Source organism: Streptomyces sp. SYSU D01066-1, from assembly GCF_054956795.1.
In genome coordinates this window covers 37,489-56,280 of the sequence record NZ_JBUDHV010000043.1, presented here as the reverse complement: position 1 = coordinate 56,280, position 18,792 = coordinate 37,489, and the positions used below count along the sequence as shown (strand labels likewise).

Here is an 18,792-nt window from a genome sequence, read left to right as displayed (position 1 = left end):
CGCCCGCGGCGCCGCCCCCCCCCCCCCCCCCCCCCCCCCCCCCCCCCCCCCCCCCCCCCCCCCCCCCCCCCCCCCCCCCCCCCCCCGGCCCCGACCCACCCACCGCACCCCGGGCGCTACCCGCACCCCCACCGAACCCGCACAGGCGCCGCAGGCGTACACGCACCCCACCCACACAAGCGCCGCAGGCGTACACGCACCGCACCCCGCACAGGCGCCGCAGGCACGCACCCCACCCGCACAAGCGCCGCAGGCACGCACCCCACCCGCACAAGCGCCGCAGGCCCACGCACCCCCACCCGCTCAACCGCCGGAGGCCAACGCTCCGCGCAACGGCGCGATCCCCGCCGGCACCGCCCGCGCCCGTGCCGGCGTCCCCGTCCAGCACGTCCCCCGCCGTGCCAGCAACCGCCCCAGCCACAGCTCCAGCGACACCAGATCCGCCAGCCCGTCCAACGGCAGCGCCTCCCCCGCCGCCGCCGACCGCACCGCCTTCCGCACCACCCTCGCCTCCACCAGCCCCGCCTCCGCCAGCAGCGGCCGGTCGAAGACCTCCATCAGCGCGTCCGCCGCCCCCCGCAGCCCCGCCCGCGCGGTCGCCGCCGCCACACCCTGGGTCGGCGTGCCCCAGCCCCCCGGCACCTCCCGCACCCCGGCCCCCTCCAGCACCGTCCGCAGGATCGCCGCCCGCGCCCCCGGCCGCACCCGCAGCGCCTCCGGCAGCGCCCGGCACGCCCGGACCACCTGGTTGTCGAGGAACGGCGTGTGCAACCGCTGCGACCGGATCTCCGCCGCCTGCTCCAGCACCCGTACCTCGGCGGCCTGCCGCGCCAGGGCGGCCCGCGCCCGGAAGTCGCCGGGCCGCTGCCCCGGCCCCATCGCGGACCGCTGCGCCGCCGCCTGAAGACGAACCGATACTTCAGCCAGCGCCTCCCCGGTCAGCCACCGGGCCGCGGGCCCGGGTCTTCCCCAGCTCAGCGCGGCGAGCGACGCGCCCACCGCCCCGTCCTCCGCCTCCCCGAGGTCGGCCGCACGCCCCCGCAGCCCCCGCAACTGCTCCGCGAGCCCGTCGAGCCCCGCCCGGTACGGCGTCCGCGACAGCCGCCGGGCCGCTCCGTACACCCGCGCCGGCACCATCACCGACCCCATCGAGCCGTCCGCCTTGGCCAGCGCCGCGACCGGCCGCACCAGATGCCGCCGCCGGCGGTCCACCAGCAGGTCCGCCAGCCGTGCCGGGTGCGCGTCCAGCACCTGCCGCGCCCCGTACCCCGTGAAGTGGTCCGCGCTGCCCGCCGCCAGCCGCGCCCGGTGCCGCGCCACCGAGACCAGGCACGCCCCCGGTTCGTCCGTCAGCGGCCCGTCCAGCTCGGCGTACGGCAGTACCTCCGCGCCGCCGGCCACCACCACGTGGTGCAGCCGCGGGCTGGCCGCCAGCGCGCCCGCCCGCTCCAGCTCGGCCTCGCGCCCGCCCACCGCCAGGTCGTTGAAGGTCACCGCCAGCAGCCGCTCCCCCGCACCCGTCCCGTGTCCCAGCACGGTCCCCGGCCGCCCCGGCAGCCCCGCCGCCAGCAGCGCCAGCGTCCCCGACGCCGGTCCGCCCGACAGGTCGGCCCCGATCCCCGGCACCGGCATCCCGCGCGCCGCCCGCCGCTCGGCCGGTCCCATGCCGGGCACCGGCCCGGGATCTATCCCGCCCCCGGGGACGTGCCGGGGCGCGGCGAGCCGCGTCCGCACCGCCTCTACCAGCGCGTCCCGTACGCCGTCCACCGCGCTCTGCGGGTCCGCGGGCGGCGCCGCCACCGCCAGTGAGGCGACCGGTTCGTACCCGGCGATCTCCCGCGCCCCGGCGCGCAGGACCAGCGCATGCCCCGGCGGAACGCGTTTCACGCCGTCGTACGGGGTCGCGTCGTCCAGCGCGGCCGGTACGTCGGGGGCGGCGAGCAGCGCGGCCAGGTAAGAGAAGTCGAGGTTCGCCTCGACGAGGTCGGCGAGCGGGAGCGCGGCGGTCGCGTAGGCGGTGCCCCCGGCCCAGGGGGTGTGGAAGACGGGACGCGCGCCCGCGAGGTCGCCGCAGACCGTGATCCGCCGGCCCACCTGGACGACGGCCGTGTAACTCCCGGACCAGGCGGTCAGGTGCCGCAGCGCCCCGCCCCGGGCCGCGAACAGCGCGACCCTCAGCTGCTCGTCGCTCGCGCCGCAGAGGCCCAGGACGGCGATCCGGGTCTGCGCGTCGGCGCTGACCACGCGCACCTCGTCGGGCCGCCAGTCGCCGACCGCCCACAGCGGATCGGGGTCGCCCCACAGGAGTTGGGAGCCCACGGGCTGCACGGTCTCGCCGTCGTAGCCGGTGGCTCCGGCGGAGCCGGGCCCGCCGTACCCCATGCTCCCGGTGGCCCCCGTACCCCCCATGGCCCCCAGGGCTCCCGCGACTCCCGCGGCGGCGCTGCTCCACCCCACCAACCACCGCATCGACGCCTCCACAGCCCGTGGACAACCAGTGCACCGTATGAACTGGTTCCCCATGCTGCCATGAAGGGAGCGCGCCAGAGCGTCGGCGGACCGGCTCGTACCGCCGCCGCCGTGCCCTGGCCGGGCCCCGGTCAGGTCCTTGGCCGTGCCCTCACCACGCCCTCGCGGGACCGCCCGCCAGGTCCTCGTCACCCGTTTCGGAGACGGTGTCCGCGACGCGAATGCGCCCCCGCTGCGCGCCCCCACGACACCCAACGCGCCCTCAAGTGCCGTGGTCGGGGCAGTGGTACGCACGAACCGAAGGGGATTATTTTCAGCCAAATTACAAATTCATGACCGCGTTCGAACACGCTCCGTACAGGTTTTGCGTACCACCGGACCGCGTACGGTCCGGGAGACGGAGCACGTCCCCCGGACCGGTCCGCCGCCCGCGGGGATGTGAGGCGGCGGTGTCCCCCAGCCCACTGGATCCAGTACAGCGGGCCGACCCACGCAAGAGCCATGGAACCGCTCCCCCGGTGGCCGGACCAGAGCGCACGGACGGGCGCACGGCCACACATCGGGAGCACACGGCAACAGTCCGTACAGACCCCGCACTTCAGTACGGACCACAATCCCGCCATCCGGAACAATGCCCCTTAACGCTTGGGATGCGGCGAACTACGCTGGGTTTACGAATGCCGCGTGGTTATGCCAGCGCGGCAGCCGTCTGTGTCGAGGGGTGGCGCATGTCCAGGGAGCAACGCGGGCCGAACGAGAAGCTCGGCGCCGTTCTCGCCCTCGCGGGCATCAGCAACGCGGGACTCGCGCGGCGCGTCAACGACCTCGGGGCGCAGCGCGGGCTGACCCTGCGCTACGACAAGACGTCGGTGGCGCGCTGGGTGTCGAAGGGAATGGTGCCGCAAGGTGCGGCTCCGCACCTCATCGCCGCCGCCATCGGCCAGAAGCTCGGCCGGCCGGTGCCGCTCCACGAGATCGGCCTGGCGGACGCGGACCCCGCGCCGGAGGTGGGCCTCGCCTTCCCCCGGGACGTCGGGCAGGCGGTGCGCACGGCGACGGAGCTGTACCGGCTCGACCTGGCCGGCCGCCGGGCGGGTTCCGGAGGCATATGGCAGTCGCTCGCCGGTTCGTTCGCGGTGAGCGCGTACGCGACGCCCGCCTCGCGCTGGCTGATAACCCCGGCCGACAGTTCGGTGGCGCGCGAGGCGAGCCCGGCCGAGGGCTCCGGCGCACCGCTCAAAGTCGGCCACAGTGATGTGCGCAAGCTGCGGGAGGCCGCCGAGGACGCGCGGCGCTGGGACTCCAAGTACGGCGGCGGCGACTGGCGTTCGTCGATGGTCCCCGAGTGCCTGCGCGTGGAGGCGGCCCCGCTGCTCCTCGGCTCCTACTCCGACGAGGTCGGCCGCGCCCTGTTCGGCGCCTCGGCCGAACTGACCCGGCTGGCCGGGTGGATGGCGTTCGACACCGGCCAGCAGGAGGCCGCCCAGCGGTACTACATCCAGGCGCTGCGCCTGGCCCGCGCCGCGGCCGACGTGCCCCTCGGCGGCTACGTCCTGGCATCGATGTCGCTCCAGGCGACCTACCGCGGCTTCGGCGACGAGGGCGTCGACCTCGCGCAGGCCGCCCTGGAGCGCAACCGGGGCCTGGCGACGGCCCGCACCATGAGCTTCTTCCGCCTGGTGGAGGCGCGGGCCCACGCGCGCGCGAACGACGCCCAGGCGGCCGGCGGGGCGCTGAAGGCGGCCGAGAGCTGGCTGGAGCGCGCCCGCCCCGGCGACAACGACCCGAACTGGCTCGGCTTCTACTCCTACGACCGCTTCGCCGCCGACGCCGCCGAGTGCTACCGCGACCTCAAGGCGCCCCGCCAGGTCCGCCGCTTCACCGAGCAGGCGCTGTCCAAACCCACGGAGGAGTTCGTGCGCTCGCACGGCCTGCGCCTGGTGGTGTCGGCCGTCGCCGAGCTGGAGTCGGGGAACCTGGACGCCGCCTGCGAGCAGGGCGTACGCGCCGTCGAGGTGGCCGGACGGATCTCCTCCGCCCGTACCACGGAGTACGTCAAGGACCTCCTGCACCGGCTGGAGCCCTACGGCGACGAACCGCGCGTGGCCGAGCTGCGCGAGCGCGCCCGCCCCCTGCTGATGGCCCCCGCCTGACGCACTTCTTCCGCTTGCGGGTTTGAGGGCGTTGTCAGTGGCGCAGTGCAGTATCGAACCCGGGAGGTGGAACAGGTGCGGGCACAGAGCGCGGCCTCGTACGACTGCGACGTGCTGGTGGTCGGCGGCGGGATCGTCGGCCTGTCGACGGCGTACGCGATCTCGCGCGCCGCGCCCGGCACCAGGGTCACGGTCCTGGAGCGGGAACCGGGCCCGGCCCGCCACCAGACGGGCCGCAACAGCGGCGTGATCCACAGCGGCGTCTACTACCGCCCCGGCTCCCTCAAGGCCCGGTTCGCGGTGCGGGGCGCCGCCGAGATGGTCAAGTTCTGCGCGGAGTACGGCATCGCCCACGCCGTCACCGGCAAGCTGATCGTCGCCACCGACCGCGCCGAGCTGCCCCGGCTGCACGCCCTCGTCCAGCGCGGCCGGGAGAACGGCATACCGGTACGGGAGCTGGGCCCCGCCCAGATCACGGAGCACGAGCCCGAGGTGCGGGGCCTGGCCGCGATACACGTCGCCACCACCGGCGTCTGCGACTACGTCGCCGTCGCCCGGCAGCTGGCGGCCTCCTCCGGCGCGGAGATCCGTTACGGCGCGCGGGTGTGGCGCGTCGACCGCCGCCCGGACCTCGGCGTCGCCGTCCGCACCCGCGCCGGGGACGTGGTCCGCGGCCGGGTCCTGGTCAACTGCGCGGGGCTGCGCTGCGACGAGATCGCCCGCCTCACCGGCGACGACCCCGGCATGCGGATCGTCCCGTTCCGCGGCGAGTACTACGAGCTGGCCCGCCCGGAGCTGGTGCGCGCGCTGGTCTACCCGGTGCCCGATCCGGCCTTCCCGTTCCTCGGCGTGCACCTCACCCGCGGCGTCGACGGCAGCGTCCACCTCGGCCCCAACGCGGTGCCCGCCCTCGCCCGGGAGGGGTACCGCTGGAGCACGGTCCGGCCCCGCGAGCTGGCCGCCACCCTCGCCTGGCCGGGCTCCTGGCACATAGCCCGAAGACACTGGCGGTACGGCGCCGGGGAGCTGCGCCGCTCGCTGTCGAAGGCGGCGTTCACGAGAGCGGTACGGCGGCTGCTGCCCGCGGTGACGGAGGACGACCTGGTGCCGGCGCCGGCCGGGGTACGGGCCCAGGCGGTCCTGCCGGACGGCACCCTGGCCGACGACTTCCTGATCCGGGAGACCCCCCGCGCGGTCCACGTCCTCAACGCCCCGTCCCCCGCCGCCACCGCCGCGCTGCCCATCGGCCGCGAGGTGGCCCACCGCGCCCTCACGGCCCTGGGACCGGCCTGACACGGTCCTCGGACCGGCCTGAGTCCGTGTGCCGGGCCCTGCGGGGCTTTGCCGGAGCCTGTGGGGCTCTGCTCGGCCTTGCGAGCCTGCGAGACTCTGCCGGCCCTGCGAGCCTGCGGGGCTCTGCTCGGCCCTTGTCCGGCTCCGGGACGAAACCCCAGGCCGGACCCGGGGCGAAACCCCGGGACGGACCCGGGGCGAAACCCCGGGACGGACTGAGGGCTGAGCCCCGGCCCACCTCCGGGCCCCCGGGCCAGGCGCCACCGGATCGTCGTCCTCCCGTCCCCTCCGTCCCGCCTCGCCCGCTCCGCTCCGCCCACCCGCCCGCCCCCGTAATATCGATCCCACTGTGTCTGATTCGCACCCCACCCCCGCAGCTCCCCGGCACCCCCGTCGCAGGGGCGAGCCCCGTTTCCCGGACGGCCCCCGGGCCGATCCCGCCGGTGACCACTTCGAGCGGCGGATCCGCAGCTTCCAGCCCCGGCGCAGCCGGGTCACCGCCGGTCAGGCGGATGCCCTGCGACGGCTGTGGCCGGCCTGGGGACTGGACATCGACGGGCAGCGGGTCCTCGACCTCGCCGAGCTGTTCGGCGACGACCGCCCCGTGGTCCTGGAGATCGGCTTCGGCATGGGCGAGGCCACCGCCGAGATGGCGGCCGCCGACCCGGGGACCAATGTGCTCGCCGTCGACGTGCACACCCCCGGCCAGGGCCATCTGCTGGCGCTGGCCGAGGAGAAGGGCCTGACCAACGTGCGGGTGGGCAACGGCGACGCGGTCATCCTCCTCGGCGCGATGCTCACCCCGGACTCCCTGTCCGGCCTGCGCGTCTACTTCCCCGACCCCTGGCCCAAGAAGCGGCACCACAAGCGCCGGCTGATCCAGCCGAAGTTCCTGACCCTGGCCGCCTCCCGGCTCAGGCCGGGGGCGGTGCTGCACTGCGCCACCGACTGGGAGCCGTACGCCGAGCAGATGCTCGACGTCCTCACCGCGCATCCCGACTTCGAGAACACCGCACCCGGCGGCGGTTTCGCGCCCCGTCCCGCGCACCGCCCGCTGACCCGTTTCGAGGGCCAGGGACTGGACAAGGGACATGTGGTGAACGACCTGCTCTTCCGCCGCGTACCGCATCCGGCGCGGCAGCAGCCGCAGAACCAGGACCGACCGCCGACCGGAGTCTGAGGCCCGGGCGGCACCCCCGTCTCGTCAGGACCGATGCCGTGGCCACCAGCTCCCCGTCCCCGCCACCGCAGTCGTCCCCGCCGCCGGTCCCGCCGCAGTCACCACCGTCCCGGCCGTCCCCGCCGCAGTCACCACCGTCCCCGTCACCGGGCCCGTTTGGCCACGGGGACGGCGGCCCGCGCTGGTGGCGGCGCCGCTGGGTGGGCTACGGCGCCCTGACCACCCTGCTCGCGCTCTGCGGTCTGGCCATCCTGGCCCTGGTGCGCGAGCAGACCGGCACAGAGGGCTTCCTGGTCGGCCTCGGCCTCGCCGTACTGCCGGTCCCGCTGCTGCTCACCGCCTTCCGCTGGCTGGACCGGGTGGCGCCCGGCCCCTGGCGGAACCTGGTGTTCTGCTTCGCCTGGGGCGCCTGCGCGGCGGCGCTGACCGCCATCGTGGCCAACAGTTTCGCGACCCGCTGGATAGCGACGGCCACCGCCGATCCGGCCGGCGCGGACACCTGGGGCGTCACCGTGATAGCCCCGGTCGTGGAGGAGTCCGCGAAGGCCGCCGCCCTCCTGCTGGTCTTCCTCTTCCGCCGGCGCGACTTCACCGGGCTCCTCGACGGCGTCGTCCTGGCCGGTTTCACCGCCACCGGCTTCGCGTTCACCGAGAACATCCTCTACCTGGGCAACGCGTTCGGCACCGACCAGCTCACCGGCGGCAGCGGCATCGCCTCCGTCACCGCGGCGACGTTCTTCGTCCGCGTCGTCATGTCGCCGTTCGCGCACCCGCTGTTCACGGTGCTCACCGGCCTCGGCTTCGGTCTCGCCGCCCTGCGCGGCGACCGCCGCCGGGCCCGGCAGGTCCTGCTCCCCCTGGCCGGCCTGCTGCTCGCGATGGGCGTGCACGCGCTGTGGAACGGCTCCTCGGCCCTCGGCGAGTACGGCTTCTTCGTCGTGTACGGGACGTTCATGGTCCCGGTGTTCGGGCTGCTGACCTGGCTGGCGGTCTGGTCCCGGCAGCACGCGCTGGTCGCCGTACGCGCCGAACTGCCCGCCTACGCGGCGGCCGGCTGGCTGGCCCCCGCGGAGCCGTACGCGCTCGGCTCGATGCGGGCCCGGCGCGTCGCCCGTTCCCACGCCCGCCGCCACGCCGGGAGGCAGGCGGCGCGGACGGTGGCGGAGTACGGGGCGTACGCGAGCGAACTGGCGTTCCTGCGGCACCGGGGCCGGCTCGGCCGGGCGGGCGCCGACTTCGCCGTACGGGAGCGGGCGTTGCTGCGCGAGCTGTGGCGCCGCCGGGAGACGGCACGCCCGGCACTGGACCACGCGGCGCGGGCCACGGCCCCGCCGGTCCCGGTGACCACCCCACCGTGGCCGGTGCACAGCACATACAGCGCGTATGGCACGTACGGCGTGTATCGCACGCACCACATGTACGGCACTCATGGCGCGTACGGCACGTACGGCCACCCGGCGCCGGCACCGCACCCGCACCCGCACCCGCCGCACCCGCACCCGCACCCGCCGTACCTGCACCACCCGCACCCGCCGCACCGCCCGTGAACCGGCAGCCCTGACGTCGGGGGGTCGCCGTCAGGACCGCCGGGGATCAGGTGCCCCGGGCAGGGGGACGGCTCAGGGGTTGAGGCCCTTGCTCTGCAGCCAGGCCATCGGGTCGACGCCGGAGGTGGAGCCGCCCGGGTGAACCTCCAGGTGGAGGTGGGCGCCGGTGACGTTGCCGGTGGCGCCGACGCGGCCGATGACGTCACCGGTGCTGACCTTCTGGCCGACGCTGACGCTGATCGAGGACTGGTGGCAGAACCACACCTCGGTGCCGTCGTCGAGGGTGAGGATCGTGCGGTAGCCGTAGGAGCCGGCCCAGCCCGCCTCGGTGATCGTCCCGGAGTGCACGGCCTTGATGAGCGTGCCGGTGGGGGCGGCGAAGTCGAGGCCGGTGTGGTAACCGGAGGACCAGTAGGCGCCGGCCTGCCCGAAGGTGGAGGTGATGGTGTACGAGGAGGTCGGCAGCGCGTACTGCTTCGCCAGCTTGGCGAGCCGTGCGGCCTCGGCCTTCTTCGCGGCCTCCGCCGCCGCCTTCTTCTTGGCGGCGGCGGCCTTGGCCTCGGCCTTCTTCTCGGCCTCGGCGGCGGCCGCGGCGGCCTTCTTCTCGGCGGCGGCGGCGGCCTCTTCGGCGGCCTTGGTCTCGACCTGGTCCTGCTGCTGCTCGGCCTGCGCCATGATCCGGGCCCGGAGCGACTCGCCGGCGGTGGCGGTGGTCTCCCCGGTGCCGTCGGAGGCGACGGCGGCGATGCTGCTGAGCGGGGTGGCCGAACCCGCGTCGGCCGCGTCCCCGGCGGAGTCGTCGTCCGAGATGATCGAGCCCACGGACGGCAGGTCGGGCATGGAGATCGACACCGGCGGCTTGCCGGTCTGCGCGCTGGCCATGCCGCCGGCGCCCACGGCGGCTATGACACCGACGCCGAGGACGGTGGAGCTGCGGGCCAGTCCGCCGCGCTGCTTGGCGACCCGGTGCTTGCCGCGCACGGGACGGACGGTGTCGGCGGTGGGGTTCCACTCCTCGAAGGGGCCCTCGTCGGGGCGGAAGGCGCCGTATCCGAAGGTTGCGGAGTCGTGCTGGTTCGGCACGAACGGGGCCTCGGGGGCAGGCCGGTTGGACGCCACGTGGGCGTGCTCCTTTCCTTCCGTCTCCGCCTACCGGGTTAGCTGACGGGTTCGGAGCGGGAAGGTCTCCTACGCGCGTATACGGGCCGTGTCTCCACGGCCGGATACGCCCGATTCACCCCAAGGTGGTGGTTCCCCGGTTCCCTTACGGGATTCGGCGCGTGCGCACGGAGCCGCCTTCTGTGACGGCTGGGACGACCGCGCTGCGTTATCGAACGTTAATAGAAGCGGGGTGCTGTTTCCAAGCCGTTCCGCTTGATCATTAAACTCTCCGGGCGGAATCAAGGCCGCGTGAACGGCCAAAACGGGGCGAGTTGACCTCGTTTCAGTACACCAGGCCGACGATCGGCACCGCCCCTTGGAACTGACCGTGCGTCAATTGTTATGCGGAGGGCTTTCGCGCCGTCACCTTCGGTGATGACGGGGGTCGCTCGGATCGGGCCGCCGTACGGCGAGCAGCGCCATGTCGTCCGCCATGCCGCCCCCGGAGTGCCGGCGCACGTCCTCGGCGAGCGTGTCCAGCAGGTCCCCCGGACGCCGGAACCGCCGGCCGCTGAGCCGCGCCATCGGATCGTAGAACTCGCCCCGGGCGTCCCGGGCCTCGGTCACCCCGTCGGTGTAGAGCAGCAGCGTGGCACCGGCGGGGAAGGCGGCCTCCTCCGCGCGGTCCGGCCACACGCCCAGCTCCCCCATGCCGAGCGGCAGCGCCGCGTCCCGGGCGCTCAGGGTGCGCAGGCTGCCGTCGGCGTGGCACAGCAGGGGCGGCGGATGCCCCCGGTTGACGACGCGGACCACCCCGTCGCCGTGCGGGAGTTCGACGAGGACGGCGGTGGTGAACCCCTCGAAGGCGTCCAGGCCCTCGCGCCGGGCGCCCTCGCGGGCCAGCGCCCGCTCCAGCCGCTGTGCCACCGCCTCCAGTGTCGGCTCCTGTTCGGCGGCCTCCCGGAACGCCCCGATCACGACGGCGACGACGGCCACCGCGCCCATCCCCTTGCCCCGCACGTCCCCGACGATCATCCGCACCCCGCGCGGGCTGTCCTGCACCGCGTACAGGTCGCCGCCGATGAAGGCGTCCGCCTGCGCCGCCTCGTAGCAGGCGGCGATCTCGAAGCCGCCGAGCCGTTCGGCGGGCTCGGGCAGCACCGCGCGCTGGGCCGCCTCGGCGATCTCGCGGGCGGAGGCGAGCCGCTCGTCGTTGCGGCGGACCTGGGCGTTGACGAAGACGGCGAGGCCCGCGACCACCGCGATGGTGACCAGCTCGGTGACGGAGTCGACCTGGTGGGCGACGCCGAGGCCGAGCTGGAGCGCCATGACGACGGCGACGGTGACCGCCCCGGTGAGCACGGTGCCGCGCCGCGAGTAGAGCGGGGCGGCGGTCAGGGGCGCGGCGGTGTAGAGGGGACCGGCGGTGAAGTACCGGGGGGTGAGCAGGTCGTAGGCGGTGCCCACGGCGATCAGCAGGAGGGGCAGGAGGCGTACGAGGGCCGTCCGGGCGCCGTGCCGCGGCCGGTGCCGGCGGCCCCGGGCGGGCGGTACGGGCACCGGGGCGTCACCGGGGCCCAGGTCGGACACCGGGGCGTCACCGGGGCCCAGGTCGGACACCGGGGCGTCACCGGGGCCCAGGTCGGACACCGGGTCGCCGGGCAGCCGGTCGCCGGCCCCGGCGTACGGCCCCTCGTCCACGTCACCAGGCCGCACCCGCCCGCCTCCCGCCACCCATGTACGCAGCCGCCGCTTGCCGTCCCGCCCGTCCAGGGTTCCCGGCGCGGGGGCGGGCGGCGAGCGGTGGGGGACCGTTCGGATGACAGGGGAGGCCGGGTCCTGGACGCACCGATGGCCGGGCCCCTCGAAAGGGACCCGGCCATCGGCCTTGAGTAGCGGGGACAGGATTTGAACCTGCGACCTCTGGGTTATGAGCCCAGCGAGCTACCGAGCTGCTCCACCCCGCGTCGGTGTGTCACCAGTGTAGACCATGTCCAGGGTGGTCAGCACACGCGTATCTAGCGCCCGGGATTGCGGGCGTGGGTGAGGGTCTCCCAGGAGACGGAGAGGTCGTCGGTGCCGGCCGGGCGGGTGGCGGCGGCGAGCCGGTGCGCGGCGGGGACGGGGACGTCGAGCCGGTTCTCCAGGTGGTTGAGGGCGACCTCCAGGCCGGGCCCCAGGTTCCGCTCGACCTCGCCGCCGCACAGCCAGGCCGGCGCGGTGGCCGCCCGCTGCTGGCGGGCGTGCAGCGCGAGGGCGGCCGTCAGCCGGTCCTTCACCTCGCCGTAGAGGTCGACGCCCTGGTGCCAGGCGGTCTCGGCGATGTGGGCGGTGGCGGCGATGGAGCGGCCGACGTGGGCGAAGTCGCGGCAGGTCTCCTGGGTGACGCCGTCCTTGTACGTCTTCTGCCGGTGCCAGTACGAGACCAGCCGCTCGCGGGTGGCGATGGTGCCGCCGGCCGGGGTGAGCGGCAGGGCGCCGTCCTTCTCCAGGTAGAAGTAGGCGGGGACGCGGTCGCGGAAGCGGCGCAGGGCGTGGTCGAAGGTCTTGTGGTCGTTCAGGAAGACGGCGGCGGAGATCACGCCGTCGATGGCGACCAGGTCCCGGCTGCCGTCGTGGTCGGGGACCTCCTTCGTCAGCCGGGGCAGGTGGGCGGTGCGCAGCATGTCCTCGAACCGCCGCACCCGGTCGTCCGGCCAGCCGGCGTCCGGCGCGTACCGGATGATCTCCGCGGCCCGCGCCCAGGTCGACGCGGTCCACCCGGCCTGCGGCCCGGCGTTCTCCCCGGTGTGCTCCTTGAGCTTCCCGGACCAGGCGTCCATGATCTGCCGGGCCTTCTCCGCGTGGGGCCGCTTCCCGGTGACCGAGAACAGCAGGGCCTGCGTGTACGCGGCGATGGCGTCCTCGCGCTCCTCCTCGCACCCCCGGCCGGCCTTCTTCCCCGAGGGGCAGTGGACCGTCGCGAAGGGCCGCGCCCGGTGCCGGTAGGACCCGTACGGGCTGTCCCGCATGGCCAGGTACGCCGACAGCCACGGCTGCCGCCCGGCGGTCGTGTTCTTGCGTACGGTGTCCAGCTGGGCCCGGCTGACCAGCACGCCGGGGTGGGTGAACTCCGCGCCGGCGGGCAGTGCCCGCGCCATCGCCCGGCCGGACTGCTGACCGCACCCGGCGGCGGCCACCGGCACCAGGGCCGCCGCCAGCAGCGCCACCGCCGTCCGCCTGCGCACCGCTGCCCTCATGCCCACCTCCGCGTCGTCGGTCACTGGCAGCGTGCCGGTGCGGACGGCGGGGCGCAGGGCGGGTTGGGCCGATCGGCCGTGCGGTCAGCTCGGCAGGTGGCGGTTGGGCTCCTTGGCCCGCGCCTCGTACTCGGGGAGTACGACGACCTGGGCGCCCCCCGCGGCCAGCACCCCGCTCCCGTCCGCCCCGGTGACGAACGTGTCCGGCTCCCGCCAGGCCGTGACCACCCGGCGGACGCCCGCGTCCAGGACGAGCCGGGCGCAGGGCGCGGGGCGGGAGGCGCGGCGGGCGCAGGGTTCGAGGCTGCTGTAGACGGTGGCGCCGGCGAGCCTCGGATCGGTACTGCTGATCTTGGCGAGGGCGGCCTCCTCGGCGTGCGCGACCGGGTCCCCGCCCTCCCGTGAGTGGCCGCGCGCCAGCTCGGTCCCGTCGGCGGCGACCACGACCGCGCCGACGCTGAACGCCGTCGTCGAGGGCGGGCACAGCGCCGCCAGCTCGCAGGCGAGCGCCAGCCAGTGCCGGTCGGCGGCGGCGGGGGCGGGGCCGGTGCCGGGCGCGGTGGGCACGTAGCGCATCAGCACGACGTCCTCGATCCGCCGGGTCTCGACCAGGCGGAGGCGTCCGCGCTGGTATGCGCCGGGGCCGAAGAGGCGGGGCGCGGCCGGGTCGCCGACCAGCAGCGGGGCGAGGACGAGCTGGAGTTCGTCGGCGAGACCGGCGCGCAGCAGCTGGGTGTGGACGGTGCCGCCGCCCTCGACCATGAGGTGCCGCACGCCGTGGTGGTCGTGCAGGTGCGCCAGTACGGCGGGCCAGTGCACCTCGGGACCGAGCGGGACGACGCCGGCCGCGATGCCGAGGGCGCGGGCCCGCTCGGCGCCCCGGTCCGTGGTGAGGAGCAGCTTCTCCCCGCCGGTGTGCCAGAAGGAGGCGGCCGGGTCCAGCTCGCCGGTGCCGCTGACGGTGACCTTCAGCGGGAACTCCGGCTTCCCGGCGGCGCGGCGGGCGGCGCGGCGCTCGGGCGAGTTGACCAGCAGCCGGGGGTTGTCGGCGCGGATCGTGCCGGCGCCGACGAGGACCGCGTCGGCGCGGGCCCGTTCCCCGTCGACGCGGTCGAAGTCGGCCGGGGAGGAGAGCAGCAGGCGGTCGGGGCCCGTGTCGTCCAGGTAGCCGTCGAGGGAGACGGCGGCGGAGAGGAGGACGTACGGACGGGGCATCGGCGCGGTCCTTCGGTGCGCTCGGCGACGGCTGACTCGGTGCGGTTCGGCTCGGTGCGGTTCGGCTCGGCGGCAACCGCTCCGGCACCATCCTCGCCCATCCCTGCCGGGGGCGTCGGGGGGCGTCGAGCGGCGGCTGACGGCGTCGGGTGGCGTCCGGCGGCGTCGGGTGGCGTCCGGCGGCGGACGAGGGGCACACCGCCCCTCGTCCGCCCGTCCCTGTCCGCCCGTCCCGGCAGCCCGTTCCAGAGGAACGGCGTCCTAGCAGGTCAGAGACTGTTCCCGTGTCCCAGCGTCCCTCAGTGGCGGGCATCCGTGGCGGCCGGGACGGATCACGGCACAAGCTGCGGTCAGGTCAGCAACCCGCCGGCCGAACGACCGACTTCAGCAGTCTGGAGAATCCGATGCGCTCGCGTCTCGCCACCCGTTCCGCCCGTCTCGTCCTCGCCGCCGCCGCGGCCGCCGTGGCCCTCACCGGCGCCGCGGCCACCACCGCCGTCGCCGGCACCGGCGCCGCCCCGCGGGTCTGCACGACCGGCGACCTGACCTTCAAGATCACCGCCGAGACCCAGGCGGGCGGCTACGACCTCGTCACCGCCAAGGCCAAGTCCGGCGTGACCTGCACCCTGGAGGGCGTCTACCCCTCCGCCTCCTACGGCTCCTCCGCCGCCACCGCGGTGTCGCCCGCCGAGCAGAGCGTCAGCGAGGACATCGTCCTGTCCGGCTCCAAGGCCGCCTATGCCGGCATCAGCCCCAAGACCACCAACACCGACGGCGGCATCGAGTTCGACCGGATCCACCTGTCCCTCCTGGGCGACGAGCTGAACGCCGTGACCCTCGCCCTCCCGGGCACCGTCACGGTCGACCGGCCCATCGCCACCAACTGGCACGCGGACAAGGCGGACGCGGTGCCGTTCGCCTTCTGATCCGGGTGCCCGTACTTGTCCGACAGCGATTCATGACCGCGGCCCGGCTCTCCTCCGAGAGAGCGGGGCCGCGGACGCAGCAGCGGCGGATCGTGCCCCAGCGGGTCGGCCGGATGCGGAGTCACCAGCACCTCGTCATCGAAGCGGAAGACGCGGAGAGCACGAGGCCGGCTGCGCCTGGCGGATCGGCGACCACACCCACCAGGCGTACCGCGCCGCGTTCGGCCCGGCCGGCAGCCGGCACTGGGCCGACGAGCCGGAGGCCGAGCGGTGCCGCCAGGTCCTCGACGGTTTGTACGCGTCCATCGGGATCACCGAGCGCGGGACGGCTTCCACCATCGACTACGCCGTGGCGCAGCTGACCGGCCAGCAGGTCCCGTCTCCAGTGGTTGGGGGGGGAGGCGGGGCCTGCCTGTCTGGCGGAAGTCCGATCTCATCCGGGTGCACGCGCACCGGGATACGGCCGTCCAGCGTGTAGCGCCGCCCGTCGGCCGGATCGAACGGCGCCTCCGGGTCGGCCGGTCGTAGATCACGAACTCGTCGCGCGGGACACGCAGGGACGGGCAGATCCCGCGCACCGGCCGGTCGTCGTGGTCGGAGTCGGAGTCGATGTACGGCTGCGGCGCGGCGGCATCGTCCATGCCGGGAGGGCAGCGGCCTCCCCAGCCGCACGGGCCCGCATCGGGTCAGTCGCTCGGCGGGTCATCCGCCACGAAGGTCCCGATCCCTGTCTCGCCCCGCACCCAGCCCTCGCGGCGCAGGTAGGCCAGCGCCTTCTGGCTGGTCGATGACGCCACGCCCAGCTCGGTGGCCAGCTCCAGCGTGGACGGGACCCGAGAGCCGGGCGGGTACGTACCGTCCTTGATCCGCTCGATCACCACCTGCGCGACCTGCCGCCACACGGCACGCGTCCGGTCAAGATCCTCACTCATGCCGGTGACCGTAGGTACCCGCACCATGCTGCGCGACCGCAGCAATGTTCGGGTACCCTCGGTAAGGTGCAGTAAGCCGCGGTAGGATGTGGACGTCGAAGAACCCCCGCGCCGTGCTGCCGGCCGGGGGCGTGGACGACTGGATGGAGTCGACGTGCAAGAGCGTAGAACACCCGCACCCACCCCGGCGGCCCTCCAGTGCGCCACCTGCGAACGCCACCGGGTGGCCGTCAAGCGGGCCACGGAACGGCGCGACCACTCCCGCGCGACCGACGAACGCGTCCTCCTCGCCCGGCACCAGCGCAGCGCCCATGGGGGCACCCGGTGACCGAGGAGCCGATGCGGCTGATGACGATGCGCGTGACCGTCGTCCGGGACGGCCGCGTCATCGAGGAACGGCCAGAGGTCGAGATCATGTCCAGTACCAAGCTGGACGCCTACGAGATCAAGTCCGCGTGGCCGCCGTGCCAGTGCCCCCGACACCGCCAGGACACCGACTGACCCCCGCTGGCGCTGCTCCGCAGATGGTGACGCCGGCGGGACGGACGGCCCTCGGAGCCCGTGCTCCGGGGGCCGTTTCGCGCCTTGATCGTCCACCTCTCGTCCGGGCGACGGCCGGGCCGACGGTCCTCAGAGGGGCCGGACAGGAAGCGCCCCCAGCTCGAACTACCTCTGAGCTGGGGGCGGACCAGTAGGCCCTGTGGGACTCGAACCCACAACCAATGGATTAAAAGTCCACTGCTCTGCCAATTGAGCTAAGGGCCCAGGCGATGTCGCCTCCCCGAGCATAGCCCCACGTGGCCGCCGAGCCGATCGGGTATGGGGACACGGCCGCGTCGGGGGCGTGCCGAGGGGGGAGTTGTCAGGGATCGGCCGGCTCGGGGGCGTGCGCGCGGGCGGCCCGGCGGGAGCGGGTGCGTTCGTGGTCCGGGTCGAGGAACCAGTGCCGGGCCGAGGCGAACCACCAGGCCGCCGAGGAGCCCAGGACGACCAGGACGGCGACCGGGGCGTAGTTGAAGGTCTCCCGGGTGACCGGGGAGACCTGGGGCAGCATGAAGAGGACCGTGATGACCACGACCCAGGCCACCGCCGCCACGCCGACCGCCTGTGACCAGCGGCCCAGGTGCCACGGGCCGCGTTCGAAGGCGGCGCCCTTGCGGACGCGCAGCAGGGTCGGGACGACGTAGGCGATGTAGAGGCCGATGACGGCGATGGAGGTCACCGCGGCGTAGGCGGTGACGTTGATCAGGTACGGCAGGCCCAGCGCCAGCGCGGCCAGGGCGGCGAGCCACACCGCCGCCACCGGGGTACGGGTGCGGGGGCTGACGGTGTGCCAGACGCGGGAGAAGGGCAGCGCGCCGTCGCGGGAGAAGGCGTAGATCATGCGGCTGTTGGCGGTCACGGACGCCATGCCGCAGAAGAGCTGCGCGCCGATCACCACGAGGAGCAGGAGCTTGCCGGCTGTCGCGCCCAGCGCGTCCAGCAGGATCTGGGCGGGCGGGGCGCCGGTGGGGGAGGTCAGGGCACCCTCGTAGGACTGGATGGCGAAGGTGAAGCCCAGCAGGAGGACGAAGCCGGCGATCCAGGAGGTCCAGATGGAGCGGACGATGCCCTTCGGGCCGGCCGTCGCGGCGTTCTGGGTCTCCTCCGTCATGTGGGCGGAGGCGTCGTAGCCGGTGAAGGTGTACTGGGCCATCAGGAGGCCCAGGAGGACGACGTACGGGCCGCTGCCCCAGCCCGTGTTGTTGACGAACTCGCCGAAGACGAAGGAGGCCGGCTGGTGGTGGTCGGGGGCGAAGGTGAGCGCGCCGACGATCGCCGTGACGCCGAGGACGTGCCACCACACGCTGACGCTGTTGAGCAGGCCGACGACGCGGACGCCGAAGGTGTTCAGCAGGCCGTGCAGGACCAGGATGGCGGCGAAGAGGAGGATCGTGCGGCCCGGGGTGACCTCGAAGCCGAACTGGAGGTTCAGGTAGGCGCCCAGGAAGGAGGCCGCGCCGAAGTCGATGCCGGCCGTCACCGCGACCTGGCCGAGCACGTTGAACCAGCCCGTGAACCACGCCCAGGCGGCGGCCGTACGCGGCGGCGCGAGGCGGTGGGCCCAGAAGTACAGGCCGGCCGAGGTCGGGTACGCCGAGCAGATCTCGGCCATCGCCAGGCCCACCAGGAGGGTCATCAGGCCGACGGCGACCCAGCCCCAGGTGATGACGGCGGGGCCGCCGGTGTTCATGCCGAAGAGGTAGAGGGTCAGGCAGCCGGACAGGACCGAGATGATCGTGAAGGAGACCGCGTAGTTGGAGAACGCCGACATGCGGCGGGCCAGGACCTGGGTGTAGCCGAGCTGGGCCAGCCGTTCCTCGTCCGAGAGCCCGCTCGGCCTGGCGTCATCTGTCATGCCCCCAGCGATTCCCAGCCCGTGCGGGTGACATGCGCCACAGGGGCGTACGGAAACGCCGTGGCCCCCACCGGTGTCGGTGGGGGCCACGGCGCTCAGCGCGGGTGCGTGTCAGCCGTTGTGCTTCCAGCGCGGCTTGTCGTCACGGCGGCCGAAGGACGAGCCCCGGTGGTCGTCGCGGCGGCCGAAGGGACGGTCGCTGCCGCCCGGGCGGTAGCCGGGGCGGTCGCCCTGGCGGTCACGGTTGAACGGACGGTCGCTGCCGCGGTGGCCGCCGCGGTCGTCGCGGCGGAAACCGCCACGGTCGCCGTCCCGGCGGTCGAAGGAGCGTCCGCCGCG

The 18,792-nt window shown here is 74.5% G+C and carries 14 protein-coding genes, 2 tRNA genes, 1 pseudogene and 1 riboswitch; of the genes and pseudogenes, 7 read left to right on the top strand and 10 right to left on the bottom strand.

Annotated elements, in window-relative coordinates; genetic code table 11:
• Window positions 1-303: 303 nt before the first annotated feature.
• Window positions 304-2,469 carry an asparagine synthase-related protein gene (locus tag ACY1JF_RS28275; RefSeq protein WP_462708094.1) on the bottom strand — a complete coding sequence of 722 codons (2,166 nt, stop codon included), beginning with the start codon at window positions 2,467-2,469 and terminating at the stop codon, window positions 304-306.
• Window positions 2,470-3,197: 728 nt separating this feature from the next.
• Here ACY1JF_RS28275 and ACY1JF_RS28270 point away from each other — a divergent pair.
• From ACY1JF_RS28270 to ACY1JF_RS28255, 4 genes are all read left to right on the top strand, one after another.
• Window positions 3,198-4,622 (top strand): MFS transporter, encoded by a 1,425-nt coding sequence (locus ACY1JF_RS28270; RefSeq protein WP_462708093.1) that lies wholly within the window; start codon window positions 3,198-3,200, stop codon window positions 4,620-4,622.
• A gap of 66 nt (window positions 4,623-4,688) precedes the next feature.
• On the top strand, window positions 4,689-5,915 hold the full coding sequence (gene lhgO, locus ACY1JF_RS28265; protein ID WP_462708100.1) for an L-2-hydroxyglutarate oxidase: 1,227 nt from the start codon (window positions 4,689-4,691) through the stop codon (window positions 5,913-5,915).
• Between the two features lie 349 nt (window positions 5,916-6,264).
• Window positions 6,265-7,095 carry a tRNA (guanosine(46)-N7)-methyltransferase TrmB gene (gene trmB, locus ACY1JF_RS28260; RefSeq protein ID WP_462708092.1) on the top strand — a complete coding sequence of 277 codons (831 nt, stop codon included), beginning with the start codon at window positions 6,265-6,267 and terminating at the stop codon, window positions 7,093-7,095.
• A 200-nt stretch (window positions 7,096-7,295) separates the two neighbouring features.
• Entirely contained in the window at window positions 7,296-8,642 is a 1,347-nt protein-coding gene (locus tag ACY1JF_RS28255; RefSeq protein ID WP_462708091.1) for a PrsW family intramembrane metalloprotease, read from the top strand.
• Window positions 8,643-8,714: 72 nt separating this feature from the next.
• Here ACY1JF_RS28255 and ACY1JF_RS28250 read toward each other — a convergent pair whose 3' ends face one another.
• The 5 genes from ACY1JF_RS28250 to ACY1JF_RS28230 form a co-directional block, all read right to left on the bottom strand.
• Window positions 8,715-9,761, bottom strand: a complete 1,047-nt coding sequence (locus ACY1JF_RS28250) for a M23 family metallopeptidase (RefSeq protein WP_462708090.1) — start codon at window positions 9,759-9,761, stop codon at window positions 8,715-8,717.
• A 12-nt stretch (window positions 9,762-9,773) separates the two neighbouring features.
• Window positions 9,774-9,931: riboswitch (cyclic di-AMP (ydaO/yuaA leader) on the bottom strand.
• A 235-nt stretch (window positions 9,932-10,166) separates the two neighbouring features.
• Entirely contained in the window at window positions 10,167-11,459 is a 1,293-nt protein-coding gene (locus ACY1JF_RS28245; protein WP_462708089.1) for a PP2C family protein-serine/threonine phosphatase, read from the bottom strand.
• A 177-nt stretch (window positions 11,460-11,636) separates the two neighbouring features.
• Window positions 11,637-11,710, bottom strand: a tRNA-Met gene (locus ACY1JF_RS28240).
• Between the two features lie 51 nt (window positions 11,711-11,761).
• Complete coding sequence (locus ACY1JF_RS28235) at window positions 11,762-12,982, bottom strand: alginate lyase family protein (RefSeq protein WP_462708088.1); 1,221 nt, start codon at window positions 12,980-12,982, stop codon at window positions 11,762-11,764.
• A gap of 84 nt (window positions 12,983-13,066) precedes the next feature.
• Window positions 13,067-14,197: a dihydrofolate reductase family protein gene (locus ACY1JF_RS28230; protein WP_462708087.1), complete on the bottom strand. Its 1,131-nt coding sequence runs from the start codon at window positions 14,195-14,197 to the stop codon at window positions 13,067-13,069.
• A gap of 404 nt (window positions 14,198-14,601) precedes the next feature.
• Here ACY1JF_RS28230 and ACY1JF_RS28225 point away from each other — a divergent pair, with 404 nt between their 5' ends.
• Entirely contained in the window at window positions 14,602-15,123 is a 522-nt protein-coding gene (locus ACY1JF_RS28225; RefSeq protein WP_462708086.1) for a DUF4232 domain-containing protein, read from the top strand.
• Between the two features lie 686 nt (window positions 15,124-15,809).
• Here the strand turns inward: ACY1JF_RS28225 and ACY1JF_RS28220 are convergent.
• Window positions 15,810-16,055 (bottom strand): GntR family transcriptional regulator, encoded by a 246-nt coding sequence (locus tag ACY1JF_RS28220; RefSeq protein ID WP_462708085.1) that lies wholly within the window; start codon window positions 16,053-16,055, stop codon window positions 15,810-15,812.
• A gap of 154 nt (window positions 16,056-16,209) precedes the next feature.
• On the opposite strand from ACY1JF_RS28220, the gene ACY1JF_RS28215 reads away from it, so the two are divergent.
• Window positions 16,210-16,383 (top strand): hypothetical protein, encoded by a 174-nt coding sequence (locus ACY1JF_RS28215; protein WP_462708084.1) that lies wholly within the window; start codon window positions 16,210-16,212, stop codon window positions 16,381-16,383.
• A complete protein-coding gene (locus ACY1JF_RS28210) occupies window positions 16,380-16,556 on the top strand; it encodes a hypothetical protein (protein ID WP_462708083.1) in 177 nt (58 codons plus the stop codon). Before ACY1JF_RS28215 ends, ACY1JF_RS28210 begins: the two co-directional genes overlap by 4 nt.
• 191 nt (window positions 16,557-16,747) lie before the next feature.
• Here ACY1JF_RS28210 and ACY1JF_RS28205 read toward each other — a convergent pair.
• The 3 genes and pseudogenes from ACY1JF_RS28205 to ACY1JF_RS28195 form a co-directional block, all read right to left on the bottom strand.
• Window positions 16,748-16,820: transfer RNA gene (locus tag ACY1JF_RS28205), tRNA-Lys, on the bottom strand.
• Window positions 16,821-16,917: 97 nt separating this feature from the next.
• On the bottom strand, window positions 16,918-18,453 hold the full coding sequence (locus ACY1JF_RS28200) for an amino acid permease (RefSeq protein WP_462708082.1): 1,536 nt from the start codon (window positions 18,451-18,453) through the stop codon (window positions 16,918-16,920).
• Between the two features lie 111 nt (window positions 18,454-18,564).
• Window positions 18,565-18,792, bottom strand: a pseudogene (locus tag ACY1JF_RS28195) (DEAD/DEAH box helicase); the annotation flags it as partial.